We start from the raw sequence: 15,191 nt of genomic DNA, 5'->3' as shown, positions 1-15,191 counted from the left end.
TTAACTCAACCATGATACGAGATGTTTGAAAATCCATTCGAGACCAAAACTAAAAATAATGATTGGAAGTGGCTTACCGATTAGAATGATTGTGATAAATTTTTGGTAGGTCATTTTTGTTGTTCCTGCTAGAAAACATAAATAATCGTCAGGTGCAATTGGTGAAAATATCGCCAATGTGAAGAGAAAGTGAAATCTGTGATGGTTAACCCATAGCTGATATTTATCCCGAAGTTTTTTACTGACAAAAAATGAAATAAAAGTAGTCCCGTAATTTCTGGCAATCGCGAAGGTAGCGATAGAACCTAAACAAATACCAATATAGTTATAAATTAAACCCATGATTGGCCCAAATATTAATATTCCTGCGAGACAACCAATTCCACCAGGCACAATAGGAAGGATCACCTGCATAAATTGAAAAATAATAAATAGAATGGGTGCCCAAAATCCAAATTGGCCAAGAAAGTTGTCTAATGCCTGCTCGGAATAAAAGAGAGCATGCTCAAAGCCATATATGATAAAGCATATCGATGCGATGAAAGTTAGAGTAGTTAAAAAGTGCCATCCAATCTTTAATAGAGATCTTCTGTTCATTTAATAAATATATTCCGTTTTTAAATAGTATGAGGCAATAGTATCGATATATATACCTTCCATTTTTACGGCAAAAGATTTTGAAGAATAATTCTGAATGGCTCCTTGCCTTGCATTATTGGAAAATTGTTGATAAAGCGTTGGAGTTGCTAAGAGTCGATCAACGATATTTTTAAAATCAGTATAATCATCATATTGCCAACCGTTCACCCCATTTGTAACTACATTTTCTAAGCATGGGTCTTTTCGGCATATAGCTGGAAGGCCACTAGCTAATGCTTCTATATACGTTAGACCTTGTGTTTCACTGTTTGATGCACTTACAAATAAGTCGGCAGCTTGGTAATAAGATGAAATATCGTTAGGTTCTATTAATCCTGTAAAAATTACTTGTTTCTCGATTGATAAGTTTTGTGCATATTGTTGTAAATAATCACGATGTGGTCCATCTCCTACAATTAACAAGCTTAGCTTTGACTGAGACAATTGGGCGAAGTAAGTTAATATCTCTTCTACATTTTTTTCCTTCGCGAGACGACCGACAAATAAAAGTAGCTGATGATCATACGGGATCTTATAGGCTTCATAAATATAACGTTTCTCTTTTACAATAGAGAACTGTTGTAAATTGATGCCGGTAGGGACAATATGTATTGGTCGATCTACTCCATAGCTAAGTAAGAGGGCGTGAACTTTTTTAGTAGGTGCTATGATAGCTGCTGCATGTTTTAATATTTTTTTACTAAATAGAGATACCATCGCTTTTCCCCATTTATGATTCGGTGAGAAGTAGTGGGTATAATCTTCATAAACAGTGTGGTAGGTGTGTAGAATAGGAATGTGTAACATTTTAGAAATGTGTTTTGCAATACGAAAGGTACTAAATTCACATTGACTGTGAATAATGTCAGGCTTCCATTCTAAAATCTCTTCTAGAAACGAATGATGGGTAGATAACGAAATTCTGGCACCAGGATATATTTTTCCAATACTTAACGAACTCATATAATAGATGCCATCTTGATGAAAGGATTTATTCTTAGTCGACAGTGTCAGAATGCGTACATCATGGTCCATCTTTTGTAATTCTTTGCGCAAATTAACGATGGATGTGACGACTCCATTAATAACAGGAAGATAACACTCAGTTGTGATTAAAATTTTCATTCGTAATCCCCCCAATGTTTTATTCATGAAAACAATATGCATGCCCGTATTAAAATAGTATAAAGAAATTTTATTAAGAAAATATAAAGTTGTGTTAAACATTTGCCAAATTTTTAGTTTTTGTTAAGAATCGTACTTTTTCTATCAGTTGAGATGAGGATTCCGTATAATGAGAAGAAGAAGGTGGTCGATTATGAAAAAAATTTCAAAGTGGATACTTTTGTTGTTGCTACTTTTTGTATTGGTTGGTTATATGACGGATTTATCAAGCTCAAAAGAAATAACGAGCATAAAAGAATTTGAAAATGATCGCTCTCAATCTCTGTTATCTCCCAATCGTATTGTAAATATTGCTCATCGTGGTGCTTCGGCTCATGCGCCTGAACATACTTTAGTATCTTATGAATATGCTCAAAAAATGGGGGCGGATTATTTAGAAATAGATTTACATATGAGTGCCGATGGTGAGCTTGTTGCGATTCATGACCAAAGTCTTGAAAGAACAACAAATCATCAGCAGTTAGTCAGTGAAATGGAATTAAAGGAGATTAAAGCGCTAGACGCTGGATCATGGTTCAACCAGAAAAATCCCAGTGTAGCGAATGATAATTTTGCTCATTTAGATGTACCTACTCTAACGGAGGTGATTGAGCATTTCGGCAATGAGGCCAATTATTATATTGAGATTAAAACTCCAAAGCTTTATCCAGATATGATTGATAAATTGCTTGAGGTGTTATCTGCTCATGATTTACTCAGAAAAGATAGAAGAGAAGGGTCCGTAATTATACAATCCTTTAGTGCCGAAGCTTTACAACAGGTTCATAAACACGATCAATCGATTCCCTTGATCCAGTTATTGAAACAACCACCAGAAGATCCAAATGCTATAAAACAATATGCAGTAGGTGTTGGGATTAATTTTAAATCGTTAGACCTGCAAAGTATCACAGAATTAAGAAAAGCTGATTTACTGGTTCATGCTTATACCGTTAATCAGCCAGATGAGATGAGAAAATTATTAGAATGGGGTGTGACAGGAATTTTTACGGATTATCCGGATCTGTTAGCGGGGATTTTAGGGTGAAAGTCTGGTAAAAAAAGGTAGGGTTATTAGTCTTATTATTTTTAACTCTTCTAGTTGGTATATCTTCCATAAAACAAAAAAAGAAGGACAAAATTGCCAGAAATGTCTAAAAAGAGTTTGAAAGTTCCATCAGAAAACGGCCGTAATGATCCATGTATGTGTGGGTCAGCAAAAAGTATAAGAAGGTGTTGAGGGTTTCATAAATAAGAGGTCTGTCTTTCTGGAACGACATAATTATGCTATAATTATGTCATGAAATATAACGGAGGAGATTTTATGCCGGAAATAAGACCGATTAAAGATTTGAGAAATACAACAGAAATTTCAGAATTATGCCATCAAAGTAAGGAACCAATATTTATTACAAAAAATGGGTATGGTGACATGGTACTAATGAGCATGGAGGTATACGAAGAACAAACAGCAAGATTAGAACTATATGAAAAGCTTGCCAAAGCTGAGGAACAATTAAAAACAACAGATTCATTATACGAAGCAGAAGCAGTATTTGAAGAATTAAGGAATAAATATGGAAAAAGGTAGCTTTTCATTGAAATTCACTGCTGTAGCAAAGGATGATATGGAAAGCATTTATCGTTATATTGTGGAAGAATTATACAACCAACAAGCCGCTGATGATTTAATGGTCACAATGGAAAATAGTTTTTTGAAGCTAATTCATTATCCCTTTCACGGTAGCTATGTTAAAGATAAAACACTTTTGCAAAAAGGTTATCGAAAATTAATCATTCATCATTATATTTGTTTTTATTTAGTTAATGAAAGAAAAAGAGAAGTGATTATTATGCGAGTACTTTATGGAAAAAGAGAATACCAAAATCTAATTTAACATAAAACAAGCCGCTCATCCATTGACCGACTTGTTTTATATCCTTAATATTCCAGAGTTCCGTTTTTATCTAAAATACCAACCTCACATGTATTGTCTATCCCTTTGAATGATATTTGAAAAGTAGTTTCAGCTCCAAAATCATACACATAAAGAAACGGTTGCCCTTTTTTCAAAGCTAACTCGCCAATACTAATTTCATCTGTATGGAACGGATTCATAACATCAAACGGACACGATATTTCCTGTTTAGAGGACCATCTTTTATTATCGAGAAAAAATGAATAGAGGTGATCATCTAGCATGTCGAATGCCTGCATAATCGCATCATGTAAGTGTTCCAATGTGTAATCAGCTGGCAAGCATACATCAGCCCAAATATCATCGGAATAATAAATATGAAATAAATGTTGCCCTTCTTGAAAAGCTAGTGTAAGATCTCGTGCTAATGATTGATGAAGATCATTAGGGAATAGTGGTTTAAAAGCATTAATAAAAGGCTCATATTCATCACTTTGATCCATGATACCTGGTATCGGATTCCAAATACCTTCTTGCGCCATAAGAGGCTTGTTCCAATATTCGATATTGCGTTTAGTATACAAAATGGTTAACAAATGTTTGCCGAAATCAGTCATCGTAAGTGAATGATAGACTTTACGAGGTTGGAAGTCTCTCATATTGTGAGCAATATCTTCATTTTCCGTATTCCAAAAACCCATCCATTCAAAATAAAGATACCAAATATTATCATCCACTAGTAATTCCTCTATTTTTAATTTTTTTTGACTTATGATCGCGTTACTACATTCAAAGCCGACATCATCTATAATGTCATAAAATGTAGCAGACGCTCTTTCATGAGACAGGTTCCAATCTAGGTCGATCCAAACCGTTTCTAACAAAACAAAATATTGTTCTACTTCATTTAATGTTTGAAACCATTCCCAATTACTTGTTACTTTAATTTCTTTTGAAGCGATTCGGATGAAATTAGCGGTTAACGCTATCGAAAACAGAAAATCAATCGTTGGATAAAAGTTTTGTCCAGCATTCTTTCTTATCCCATCCAATTTTATCGATAATAATTGGTTGATCTCAGGTAAGTATTTTAGTCCGATTTGCTTTTTTGTTTTAGTGAACTTGACATCATGTTTTTGTAAATAATCCATAAAGACATGAAAATCTTTTAAAAATGCTGTTGGAATTTGTGTTTTTTGCATAATTATCCTCCTCGCATGTATAGTTATTTTAATTTTTCTGGATAATCACAATACTCAATAATCGTTCCTTCTGTATCAGCGGGATTTAAATAAATTAAGCGTCTACCATGCTTATTGACACGTCGTGTATCTTCCATTACTCGAATCCCTTTTTCTTTTAAATCAGCTATTGCTGTATCTAAATTTTCGACCTGGTATGCAATGTGGTGGACGCCCTTGCCCTTTTGTTTAATAAAACGAGCAATCGGAGATGTCGTATTATTTGTCGGCATTAATAGCTCAGTACGTGCCCCATTTACATCAATGATCGCGATCTCACTCTCAACACCAATGGCCTCACTACGATAACGATCGATCAATTCTCCACCTAATATACCTATATAAAAATCGATACTTGCGTCTAAATCTCGAACAGCTACACCGATATGATCTAATATTTTTTTCATACAAATCACCTTCCTGCCGTTCATTGTAACATGCAAAAAGGGAGGGCTGATATGAATCAGTCCTCCAGTAAACCTTCTTCTTGTAAATAGTTTCGTGCTGTTTCTTCAGCACTTACACCTTCAACTGCTACTTGGTAATTCATTTCTCTCATTTGATCATCACTAATTTTTCCTGCTAATTGGTTCAGTACCTCTTCCAACTCTGGATAACGATCAATCGTTTCTTGTCTTAGTAGCGGTGCACCCTGGTATGGAGGGAAAAGATTTTGATCATCTTCCAAAACCTTTAAATTATATCTTCTTAATTCACTGTCTGTTGAGTAAGCATCAATTAGATTAATATCCCCTTCTTCGATGGCAGAATATCGTAGCTGCGGCTCCATTGTTGTAAGGTTTGGAAATTCTAAACCATATAAGTCTTGAATACCTAAATAACCATCCTCTCGATCAGAGAATTCTAAGGTGAAGCCAGCTTGCACTTCACTTTCCACCGCTTTTAAATCTGAGATGGTTTCCAAATCGTATTGTTCAGCGAATTCTTGTGTTACAGCTAATGTATAGGTGTTGTTGAATTCCATCGGTTGTAAGAAGGCCAGATCAAATTCTTCTAATAAACCAGCCTGTGCTTGTTTGTATACCTCTTCTTCATCATTACTTGTCGCAGTTTCATTTAAGAACTGTGATAATGCAGTACCGGTGAATTCCGGGTATAGATCAATGCTACCTGATTCTAATGCATTAAATAAAAAGGAAGTTTTACCGAGACTGGGTTCTAATTCTACATTTAGATCTGTTTCATCTTCAATTAAAAGTTTGTACATATTAATCAAAATCTCCGGTTCTGTCCCTAATTTACCACCAATAACCAACGTGTCATCTTCCTTATTTAAAAGGTTGGGTACGACGAGAAACAGAATCGAAATAACAGTGATAATGATCAGTGTAATGAATGATTTTCGGAAAGAAAATTTCTCCATCTTACGTAAAAGCAAGTCAAAGAAAATTGCTAACAATGCCGCCGGAATCGCACCTAATATAATTAAGGACGTGTTATTGCGATCAATTCCTAATAAAATGATATCGCCTAAACCACCTGCTCCAATTAGTGCAGCAAGTGTAGCTGTTCCAACAATTAATACCATGGAAGTTCGGATACCCGCCATAATGACCGGCATAGCAAGTGGTAGTTCTACTCTCATTAATCTTTTGGAAGTATTCATACCCATTGCCGTAGCTGCTTCTATTAATGAAGGATCTACCTCTTTAATTCCGGTATAGGTATTGCGCAAAACCGGCAATAATGCGTATAGGATCAATGCGATAATGGCAGGTACTTTACCGATTCCAAATAAGGGAATGAAAAGACCGAGTAATGCCAGTGAAGGAATCGTTTGTAGCACGGCAGCTACACCAATAATCGGTTCCGCAATTTTTTCTTCCTTTGTCAAATAAATTCCTAATGGAATCGAGATAAGAACAGCAAATAATAGTGCGATAAAAGAAATTTGAATATGTTCTAACAGAGCTTGCCATAACTGATCTTGTCTTGTTTGAAAAACGTCTGCAAAATTAGACATGTGTTTCCCTACCTTCGTTGAAAGACGTAGCTAAATAATGCATTAACATTTGACGATCGAGTTTACCGATAACCTCATCATTGGAAGTTACATATACTTCCTCTTCTTTTGCTAAAATCTCTAATACCTTTTCTAAGGATGTTGCAGCATCGATTCTGAAGTTATTAGATCCTGGTTGATCAGCTAAAGGTAGAATCACATTCTCTAAACGGAAATCATCGCCAATGTTTTTCGAGGAACCAACAAAATCCCGAACAAAATCATTGGCCGGATTTGTAAGAAAGTCATGTGGTGTTCCTAATTGCACCATTTTCCCATCTTTCATTAAACAAATTCGATCTGCAAGTTTCAAAGCTTCTTGGATATCATGGGTGACAAATATGATCGTTTTATTAATTTTTTTCTGAAGGTCGATGATATCATCCTGAAGCTTTTCCCGACTAATAGGGTCTAATGCACTAAATGGTTCATCCATTAAAATGATGTCAGGATCTGCCGCAAGTGCACGAATCACCCCGATTCGTTGTTGCTGGCCACCAGATAATTCACTAGGTTTGCGTTTGCGATAGGTGTGAGGGTCAAGGCCGACCATCTCTAATAATTCCGAGACGCGATTTGTTATTTTATTCTGATCCCATTTTTTTAATTCTGGAACGATCGCGATATTCTCTTCAATTGTTAAGTGTGGAAAGAGTGCTATTTGCTGTAATACATAACCGATATTCCACCTTAGTTCATTAATGTTGTAATCACTAATTCGTTTATTATCTACATAAATGGTACCTTTCGTTAAAGGAATGAGTCGGTTCATCATTTTGAGGCTCGTCGTTTTACCACAGCCACTCGGGCCTATTAAAACAAAGAATTCGCCTTCTTTTATGGCAAAATTCAGATCATTGACAGCGGTAGTGCCATCAGGAAATTGTTTGGTTACATTTTCAAAAGTAATCATCTTGTTATAGCTCCTTTATTATCAACATGCTTATCTATATACTATTACCCTAATATCAAAGGAAAAACTCCTTTTTAGTTATATATGTATGATATAGTAAATTAAACTAATTCTTTTGAGGGAGGAATGATGATGGAAGAAGCGAATATAAATCAATATTTAGAAGATAAAGATGAGAAATGGCATGATGCCTTTAGAGAATTGTATCACACCATCGATGCACGTATCCCAGACGGCTTTGAGTGTGTCATTCAATATGGGATGCCTTCTTTTGTCGTACCTTTAGCCACTTTTCCTGAAGGGTATCATTGTGAGGAGAATACACCCTTACCTTTTTTAAGTCTCGCTGCTCAAAAAAATCACATCGCTGTTTATCATATGGGAATTTATGCGGATCGACAATTGCTAGAATGGTTCGAACAAGAATATCCAAAACATATGACAACAAAGCTGAATATGGGCAAAAGCTGCATTCGTTTTACAAACCCTAGCAAGATTCCTTACGAGTTATTAGGAGTATTGGCATCGAAAGTAAGTGTCGATCAATGGATAGCTACCTATAAAGGCGGTTAAACATATATTTTTAGTGAAGAGAGGTGGCTTGATGGATGCTTGAATCTAAATATCTCACAGTATAAATTGGAAAGGATATTTAGCATGATAAAGCAATTAGAACCGAATCAAGAAGAATTAGATCAATTAATGGAGATTTGGCTTAATGCAAATCTTGAAGCCCACGCATTTGTAGGCAAGGAGTATTGGTTAGCCAAAGAGGAACACGTTAGAGAACTACTGCCGCAAGCTACGTTATATGTGGCATTCTCTAATCAGAGAATAGTTGGTTTTATTGGGATGACAGATGTGTATATTGCCGGATTATTTGTAGAATACGCTTTTCAAAAACAAGGGATTGGAAAGGCTTTACTCGCGTATGTGAAACAACTATCAGATGAATTAACAGTGAATGTGTATAAGGAAAATGAGCAAGCAGTTCGTTTTTATTTAAAAAACGGTTTTCGAATCACAGAGGAAGCTAATGAAGCTGAAACAGGTGCGATCGAATACACGATGGTTTGGAGCCGTGAGAGAGAGGGATAACATGAATCGAATTAATTTGATCTGTTTAGGTGTAAAAAGCATTCCAAACGCATTAGAATTTTATAAGAATATTGGTTTTGAAACAAGCGCCACCATGGATGCCCCAGTCGTATTTTTTAATAATCGTGGGACTAAGCTGGAATTATTTCAAATAGAAGCTTTAGCAAAAGATATTAATGAAGCGGATCCGCCGAAAATCGCAAGCGATGGATTTAGAGGGATGACGCTAGCGATTAACATGAAGTCGAAACAAGAGGTGGATGACTTTATACAGTTAGTTGAGCAACATGGTGGTAAAATTGCGAAGACTCCGGAAACGGTTTTCTGGGGTGGATATAGTGGTTATTTCATCGACCCTGACGGTTATTACTGGGAAGTGGCGTTCAGTGATGAATGGAAATTTGACGATCAGGATATGTTGGTTATTGAATAAGATAAAAAAGAGCTGATGACTTCAGCTCTTTTTTTATCTTAAGGAAACTAAAACATCACATATGAAGCAACAAAGTAGAGAATAATCGTTGCGGCAGAAGGAATTACATAGGCAATCATTCTTTTGATAGATGATCGTTGCAGTGAATAAATCGTAAGAGCAATCATCAGAAGACCTAATAAAGCTGTAGTGATATTCGACATGCTAGCTATATTCAAGATCGGTCCCTTTTGATAAAAGACATCCGTGACCACCAATAATTGCAGATTGAAAATATTACTACCCAGAATGGATCCAAATGCGAGTGAATATTTTGCCATTTGAAAAGCAGCAAATACTGTTACTAACTCTGGAAGTGAAGTAGATGCAGCGATCAGAAAGCTACCTACAAAACTAGCATTCATACCCGTTTGCTGTGCTATGGCATCACCTGCAACAGTTAGCACACTCCCTGCAATAAATACAACTAATGCAGCAGCAATAAATCGAACAACCCCTTGTTTTAATGTGAGATTTGAAGTTTGTTCAATCTCTTCTTCTTCACTATCCATTCGTTTCATAACTAGAATGTAAATAATGACAAGCATGTACATTTCAATTCCTATATTAAAAAGACTAGGCGAATTACTCCAAAAAATCGCTACAGCTAATAATGCCGTCATGATAAAACCAGTGTTGGCGATAGGGAGATGTGTTCTCGAATCTACCGAATTAAATACTTTTTTATGTCGGTAAATCAAGTCAAATACCATGAGAATCAAAATATTAAAAACGTTACTACCAAGCATATTTCCAACCGCTATATCGGGGCTGTCAATATATACAGCTGTGAGACTTGTCGTTAGCTCTGGTAAACTGGTCGCACCTCCGATTAATAATGTGCCAATCATAGCACCACTCATCGAGGATTTTTGATTAATTACATCACCGTATTTGTTCAGTTGAATAGCTGCGAGAATAACAATGATAGCAGCTAGAATAAATATGAAGAAATTCATGGGAGTCCTCCTACTAAAATAACAATCAATTAAAACTATAGGGGAAATTACGAGATTGTCAATTATTTTGAAAGATGTGGTAGAGGATTGTCGAGTGACCTGTAGCTAGTGTCTTCTTGCAAATGGAAGTGTTTTTCTTGCAAAAAAGGGAGCTCTTCTTGCAGATGAGAGTGTTTATCTTGCAAAAAAGGAGTTCTTCTTGCAGATGAGAGTGTTTATCTTGCAAAAAAAGAGCTCTTCTTGCAGATGGGAGTGTTATCTTGCAAAAAAAGGAGTTCTTCTTGCAGATAGATGTGTCTATCTTGCATTTGAACTTCTTATCTAGCATTTTTTAATCGAGTATTATCTATCAATCTAAATATAACAACATATTTTTGTAAAAGTAGCATATAATCTAATAAATGGGTAAATGTGTCGTAAATAACAATTAATTGGAACCTTTTGTAGTTTTGAATCGTATATATTATTGAAGGGAGGTTAAAATATCGAAGTATTAGATATATACTGGATACTTTTATGGACATGTTTAGGGTTTGCACTTCTTTCTATATTTTTAGGAAATATACTTGATGGTATATTAGATAGTATTTTTGATAGTTTAGGAGAGTTTTTTAATCCTTTATTGGTATTCGGTACATTGTCTGTAATCTCTGGGTCTGGTGTGTTATGGACGAAATATTCTCAAATCAATCCTGTCTACGTGTTGTTAATTAGCGTTTTTACAGGAGTAGGCGCCTATGTTTTAATCTATTATTTCTTAGTGATCCCGATGTCGAATGCGGAGTCTTCTACTTCGATTTCTGTAAATGATTTAAAAGGAAAGACTGGAGAAGTGATCACGACTATTCCTGCCACTGGAATGGGGGAAGTATTAATTTCCTCACCACAAGGGAGCAGGCATGAAACTGCGCTTAGTTTTGATAAACAAGAAATTAAGCAGGGTAAAACAATTGTTATTGTCGAAGTGAAGGATCAGCTTCTATATGTATCTGAATTAGAGGAATTATAATATTGTTAGGAGGAATAGGATGGATATTTTAATTGTAGTTGGTGTTGTAGTAGCTGTCATTCTGGCATTTGCCATACTTTTTGCTGCACGATATAAAACAGTAGGTGCAGATGATGCGATGATCGTAACGGGTAGTTTTTTAGGTAGCAAAAATGTACATAGAACGGAAGATGGTGGTGGAATTAAGATAGTCCGTGGTGGCGGTGCATTCATCTTACCGATTTTCCAACAGAAGGAGAATATCAGTTTACGCTCTCACAGTTTAGATATTTCCACACCGAATGTCTATACCGAAAATGGTGTTCCAGTAATGGCTGATGGAACAGCAATTATTAAAGTGCAAAGTACAACAGAAGGCATTGCAACAGCAGGTGAGCAGTTCCTTGGAAAAGATAATTCCGAACTTCGCAAGGAAGCGCAAGAAGTATTGGAAGGGCACTTGAGAGCAATTTTAGGGACGATGACGGTGGAGGAGATTTATAAAAATCGTGAACGTTTTGCGCAAGAGGTGCAAACTCAAGCAGCGGTTGACCTTAAGAAAATGGGTCTGCAAATCGTTTCCTTTACGATCAAAGATGTCCAAGATGAAAATGGCTATCTTGAAGCGCTAGGTAAACCTCGTATTGCCGAAGTAAAGCGTGATGCTCAAATTGCAGAAGCAAATGCGATGCGTGATGCTCGAATTCAAAAAGCATCAGCAGAACGCGAAAGTCAGAGTGCAGAGTTGCTAAGCGAGACGCAAATCGCAGAGTCCACGAAAGAAAAGGAATTGAAGGTGGCTGCATATAAAAGAGATCAAGATACCGCTAAAGCAGAAGCTGACATGGCCTATAAATTACAAGGTGCCAAATCTGAACAACAAGTAAAACAAGAAGAAATGCAGATCCAGCTTGTTGAGAAGAATAAACAAATTGAAATCGATGAAAAAGAAGTATTGCGTAAACAACGTCAATATGAAGCAGAGATTTCTAAGAAGGCCGAAGCGGAACGTTATGCGACAGAGCAAAAAGCAGAAGCAGATAAGGTTACACGAGTTAAGCAAGCAGAAGCAGAAGCAGCGCAAATTCGCTTAGATGGGGAAGCGGAAGCAGATGCAATCCGCCAAAAAGGTTTAGCAGATGCAGAAGCAAAAGAAAAATTAGCAGAAGCAATGGAGAAATACGGCGAAGCAGCTATTCTCGAGATGATTATCAAGATGCTTCCTGACTTTGCTGCTAAGATTGCAGAACCAGTTAGTTCGATTGATAAAGTGACGGTAGTAGATAATGGTAATGGCGAAGGTGATGGTGCTACGAGAATGAGTAGTTATGTTACCAAGTTGATGAGTCAATTACCAGAAACACTTAAAGATGTATCAGGTGTTGATCTAAAAGGAATGCTAGACAATGTTGCATCCAACAGTGAATCAAAAATTAAGAATAACTTAGCAAATTCTAAAACCGAAAAAGCAGAAGTTTCGGATACAGAATAAAAGTAAGAGGACAGGTTTGTGCCTGTCCTCTTAACTTTGATCAAGCTGGATAGCTTCTCTAATGTAAAATTCAAGCGTATACTCATCGATATCTTCTACCCTTTTCACTCGGATATGGCGCATTTGTTTACCCGTTCCTTCTAACAAATGGTACGTATCTTTTAATTGTGCCCCGTGATAGAAACCCAGATTCACATGATTTTTAGAAGCTTGAAGGTAACAAATGTTTTTGTGAATGCTATAGGAAGGCATCCCCCACTTTATTTCCTCCGTCCATTCACTAGAAGTATTAAGGATCAAGTGATGCAGGTCTACAGTTATTTCTTGAATGTTTTTCGGAAATTTTACAATATATTGTTCGACAGATTTTTCTGACATCTATTTATTCTCCTCTGAATACTCAGATTCTGCGACATGCTTCACTCTATCTAAAAATTTCACGACTACTTTATCACTAGCAAACAGCAAGAAAGGTTTCACATACCATTTAAGAGGATTATTTATTGTCGCATACGTAAATCTGGTTGTTTCGTTGTCTACTTTTTCTAACATATAATGGGCCGTGATGTCGAACATATTGGCAAGCTTGAACTGTATCATTAATTCTTTCTTCTGGTCCTCATCTATGTATCTAATCGTTTCAACCTCATATTCCTCGATGCGCTTGCCTTCTTGATATTTTTGGCGATAGATGCTTCCTACACCATTTTCAGTTAGCTTTATTGGTTCATGATCGACTACTTGTGGCATCATTTTTTGCATATTCTCCAATGATCCATTGAAATAGCTCCAAATTTGTTCGATTGGTGCATGGATCTCAATTGTCTTTGTCCACTTGTTCATGTTAGATGTCCTCTCTTCAATCAGTGATGGGATATCAATTCTAAGTCATAACAATAAGAATATGTGTATTTGTAATGCTAATAATAAGACTGTCCTCTAAATTTAACTGATATAATTATTATGAGATGTATTCCATTCAGCACATTTGGTTTCCTAATAATCATAGCATAGAACAAGAGAAATGTTACATCTTGATATAAAAAAATAGAAGATGAAGATACATACAAGTTCATTAAAAGTAGAAAGATTCAAATAAATCTAATAAATAGAAAAAGGCTGATCAAAGGGTGAGATACCTCTGATCAGCCTTCTTCGTTATTTAGTTATTATCATTGTCATTATTCTTTTTATTCCCTTTTGCGTATTTCCCTTGGCGGCCATATTCTTTGTTTGTATCTTCTTTGCGATTTTCACCGCTTTTTCCCTGATTGTTGTCAGCCATCTGATTTGTCTCCTTTCGTTTCTTTTGTATTCAAATAATACCCTTAATTGGATTTTATAAACATTTTCAAATATATTATTTAGTGAGTTTTTCTTGTATGGAACCATCTTTTTTATGAATAATAACAGTTGTTTGTTTATTAGCTGCTATTTCTTTTGCTCGATCAATAGCGTCTTGTTTATTTGAGAAAACATCTGATGCCTGTTTAGCATCCTGCGTTTTTACAGCCCAACCATCCTCATGGGGAATGACATGCTCCCCTTTATCTAATAATTCGGGTCGGCTTGACTGTGGATCTTCGTCACGTGAGCGTAAATCGTTATCACTCATTTGTTTGACTTGATTGATCTCTTTTTCTGTTGCATTGTTATACCATTCTTTTGCTTGCTCTGTAGCGATTGGAATCGCCTGTCCTTCTTTATATCCTTCATCAATCATTGCGTTTGCAATATCGATCGCTTTTTTGCGTGTGGCAGTATCTAAATTTTTTAAAGAGCTAGGATAATCCCCTGTATCCCAAGGCATTTTTTCACGCTCCTTTACTTAATATTATGAAAGCTTTTTACAAGCTTCAGCACAGTTAAAACATGCATCAGCACATTTTTGGCAGTGATCGTGTTGGTGCTTTTTACATTCTTCCCCGCAAGCGGTACATATTTTTACACATACAGCTGCCAATTCTTTAATAAATGGAGAATTTCTTGATATTGCAGCTTCTAAATAGCCACAGATATCGGCGCATTCCCGGTCGAGTCGAATACATTCGGCCATCATCTTTACATCATCTTCCTGTAAGCATGCATCAAAACAATGGTTACACTCTGTCATACAATCATGTAATGTTTCTAATAGATCTTGATAGTTTTGGTGACTCATGAAAATCCCTCCATTTTTAATTTGTATTACACAATCTACCATTCCCAATTTTATTAAGTATAAACATAGACAATTTTATTATTTCTTGATGGAAGAGGGGTATGCTATCATAATTCTTATCG

Annotated in this window: 20 protein-coding genes; 8 read left to right on the top strand and 12 right to left on the bottom strand. The window is 36.0% G+C overall.

Annotated elements, in window-relative coordinates:
• Both BN3107_RS02010 and BN3107_RS02005 read right to left on the bottom strand, forming a co-directional pair.
• Positions 1–597 carry a TVP38/TMEM64 family protein gene (locus BN3107_RS02010; RefSeq protein ID WP_058305973.1) on the bottom strand — a complete coding sequence of 199 codons (597 nt, stop codon included), beginning with the start codon at positions 595–597 and terminating at the stop codon, positions 1–3.
• Complete coding sequence (locus tag BN3107_RS02005) at positions 598–1,764, bottom strand: glycosyltransferase family 4 protein (RefSeq protein ID WP_058305972.1); 1,167 nt, start codon at positions 1,762–1,764, stop codon at positions 598–600.
• A gap of 193 nt (positions 1,765–1,957) precedes the next feature.
• Between BN3107_RS02005 and BN3107_RS02000 the strand changes: the two genes are divergently transcribed.
• The 3 genes from BN3107_RS02000 to BN3107_RS01990 all read left to right on the top strand — a co-directional run bounded on the left by BN3107_RS02000 (position 1,958) and on the right by BN3107_RS01990 (position 3,701).
• Positions 1,958–2,851 carry a glycerophosphodiester phosphodiesterase gene (locus BN3107_RS02000; protein WP_058305971.1) on the top strand — a complete coding sequence of 298 codons (894 nt, stop codon included), beginning with the start codon at positions 1,958–1,960 and terminating at the stop codon, positions 2,849–2,851.
• Positions 2,852–3,127: 276 nt separating this feature from the next.
• The gene (locus tag BN3107_RS01995; RefSeq protein WP_058305970.1) at positions 3,128–3,394 is read left to right on the top strand and encodes a type II toxin-antitoxin system Phd/YefM family antitoxin; all 267 of its coding nucleotides are present in this window, start codon (positions 3,128–3,130) and stop codon (positions 3,392–3,394) included.
• Entirely contained in the window at positions 3,381–3,701 is a 321-nt protein-coding gene (locus tag BN3107_RS01990; RefSeq protein WP_058305969.1) for a type II toxin-antitoxin system RelE/ParE family toxin, read from the top strand. The genes BN3107_RS01995 and BN3107_RS01990 overlap by 14 nt, the downstream gene beginning before the upstream one ends.
• Positions 3,702–3,745: 44 nt before the next feature.
• On the opposite strand, the gene BN3107_RS01985 is transcribed toward BN3107_RS01990, so the two are convergent.
• Genes BN3107_RS01985 through BN3107_RS01970 form a run of 4 tightly spaced genes read right to left on the bottom strand, consistent with a single transcriptional unit; the run spans position 3,746 to position 7,899 of the window.
• The gene (locus tag BN3107_RS01985; protein ID WP_058305968.1) at positions 3,746–4,924 is read right to left on the bottom strand and encodes an IS1096 element passenger TnpR family protein; all 1,179 of its coding nucleotides are present in this window, start codon (positions 4,922–4,924) and stop codon (positions 3,746–3,748) included.
• 23 nt (positions 4,925–4,947) lie between these two features.
• The gene (locus BN3107_RS01980) at positions 4,948–5,370 is read right to left on the bottom strand and encodes a VOC family protein (RefSeq protein ID WP_058305967.1); all 423 of its coding nucleotides are present in this window, start codon (positions 5,368–5,370) and stop codon (positions 4,948–4,950) included.
• 56 nt (positions 5,371–5,426) lie between these two features.
• Positions 5,427–6,947 (bottom strand): osmoprotectant update ABC transporter permease/substrate-binding subunit OpuFB, encoded by a 1,521-nt coding sequence (gene opuFB, locus BN3107_RS01975; protein ID WP_058305966.1) that lies wholly within the window; start codon positions 6,945–6,947, stop codon positions 5,427–5,429.
• Positions 6,940–7,899, bottom strand: coding sequence for an ABC transporter ATP-binding protein (locus tag BN3107_RS01970; protein WP_058305965.1), 960 nt, complete (start codon positions 7,897–7,899; stop codon positions 6,940–6,942). Before BN3107_RS01970 ends, opuFB begins: the two co-directional genes overlap by 8 nt.
• A gap of 132 nt (positions 7,900–8,031) precedes the next feature.
• On the opposite strand from BN3107_RS01970, the gene BN3107_RS01965 reads away from it, so the two are divergent.
• The 3 genes from BN3107_RS01965 to BN3107_RS01955 all read left to right on the top strand — a co-directional run bounded on the left by BN3107_RS01965 (position 8,032) and on the right by BN3107_RS01955 (position 9,430).
• Positions 8,032–8,472: a DUF1801 domain-containing protein gene (locus BN3107_RS01965; protein ID WP_316245012.1), complete on the top strand. Its 441-nt coding sequence runs from the start codon at positions 8,032–8,034 to the stop codon at positions 8,470–8,472.
• A gap of 84 nt (positions 8,473–8,556) precedes the next feature.
• Complete coding sequence (locus tag BN3107_RS01960) at positions 8,557–8,997, top strand: GNAT family N-acetyltransferase (protein ID WP_058305963.1); 441 nt, start codon at positions 8,557–8,559, stop codon at positions 8,995–8,997.
• 1 nt (position 8,998) lies between these two features.
• The gene (locus tag BN3107_RS01955) at positions 8,999–9,430 is read left to right on the top strand and encodes a VOC family protein (RefSeq protein WP_058305962.1); all 432 of its coding nucleotides are present in this window, start codon (positions 8,999–9,001) and stop codon (positions 9,428–9,430) included.
• Positions 9,431–9,477: 47 nt separating this feature from the next.
• On the opposite strand, the gene BN3107_RS01950 is transcribed toward BN3107_RS01955, so the two are convergent.
• Positions 9,478–10,428: a sodium:calcium antiporter gene (locus BN3107_RS01950; protein WP_058305961.1), complete on the bottom strand. Its 951-nt coding sequence runs from the start codon at positions 10,426–10,428 to the stop codon at positions 9,478–9,480.
• A gap of 637 nt (positions 10,429–11,065) precedes the next feature.
• Between BN3107_RS01950 and BN3107_RS01945 the strand changes: the two genes are divergently transcribed.
• Both BN3107_RS01945 and BN3107_RS01940 read left to right on the top strand, forming a co-directional pair.
• A complete protein-coding gene (locus BN3107_RS01945) occupies positions 11,066–11,437 on the top strand; it encodes a hypothetical protein (protein ID WP_187370983.1) in 372 nt (123 codons plus the stop codon).
• 19 nt (positions 11,438–11,456) lie between these two features.
• Positions 11,457–12,908: a flotillin family protein gene (locus BN3107_RS01940; RefSeq protein ID WP_058305959.1), complete on the top strand. Its 1,452-nt coding sequence runs from the start codon at positions 11,457–11,459 to the stop codon at positions 12,906–12,908.
• Positions 12,909–12,938: 30 nt separating this feature from the next.
• Here the strand turns inward: BN3107_RS01940 and BN3107_RS01935 are convergent, their stop codons facing one another.
• The 5 genes from BN3107_RS01935 to BN3107_RS01920 form a co-directional block, all read right to left on the bottom strand.
• Entirely contained in the window at positions 12,939–13,286 is a 348-nt protein-coding gene (locus BN3107_RS01935; protein WP_058305958.1) for a DUF1801 domain-containing protein, read from the bottom strand.
• On the bottom strand, positions 13,287–13,751 hold the full coding sequence (locus tag BN3107_RS01930) for an SRPBCC family protein (RefSeq protein WP_058305957.1): 465 nt from the start codon (positions 13,749–13,751) through the stop codon (positions 13,287–13,289). It abuts the gene before it with no gap.
• A 319-nt stretch (positions 13,752–14,070) separates the two neighbouring features.
• Positions 14,071–14,193 (bottom strand): hypothetical protein, encoded by a 123-nt coding sequence (locus tag BN3107_RS20200; RefSeq protein ID WP_262359929.1) that lies wholly within the window; start codon positions 14,191–14,193, stop codon positions 14,071–14,073.
• A 75-nt stretch (positions 14,194–14,268) separates the two neighbouring features.
• Positions 14,269–14,718: a DUF2188 domain-containing protein gene (locus BN3107_RS01925; RefSeq protein ID WP_058305956.1), complete on the bottom strand. Its 450-nt coding sequence runs from the start codon at positions 14,716–14,718 to the stop codon at positions 14,269–14,271.
• Between the two features lie 24 nt (positions 14,719–14,742).
• Complete coding sequence (locus BN3107_RS01920; protein WP_058305955.1) at positions 14,743–15,069, bottom strand: four-helix bundle copper-binding protein; 327 nt, start codon at positions 15,067–15,069, stop codon at positions 14,743–14,745.
• Positions 15,070–15,191 lie beyond the last annotated feature (122 nt).

This window comes from Gracilibacillus massiliensis, assembly GCF_001458115.1.
Classification (GTDB): Bacteria; Bacillota; Bacilli; order Bacillales; family Amphibacillaceae; genus Gracilibacillus; species Gracilibacillus massiliensis.
This window is presented reverse-complemented; position numbering and strand designations above follow the sequence as displayed.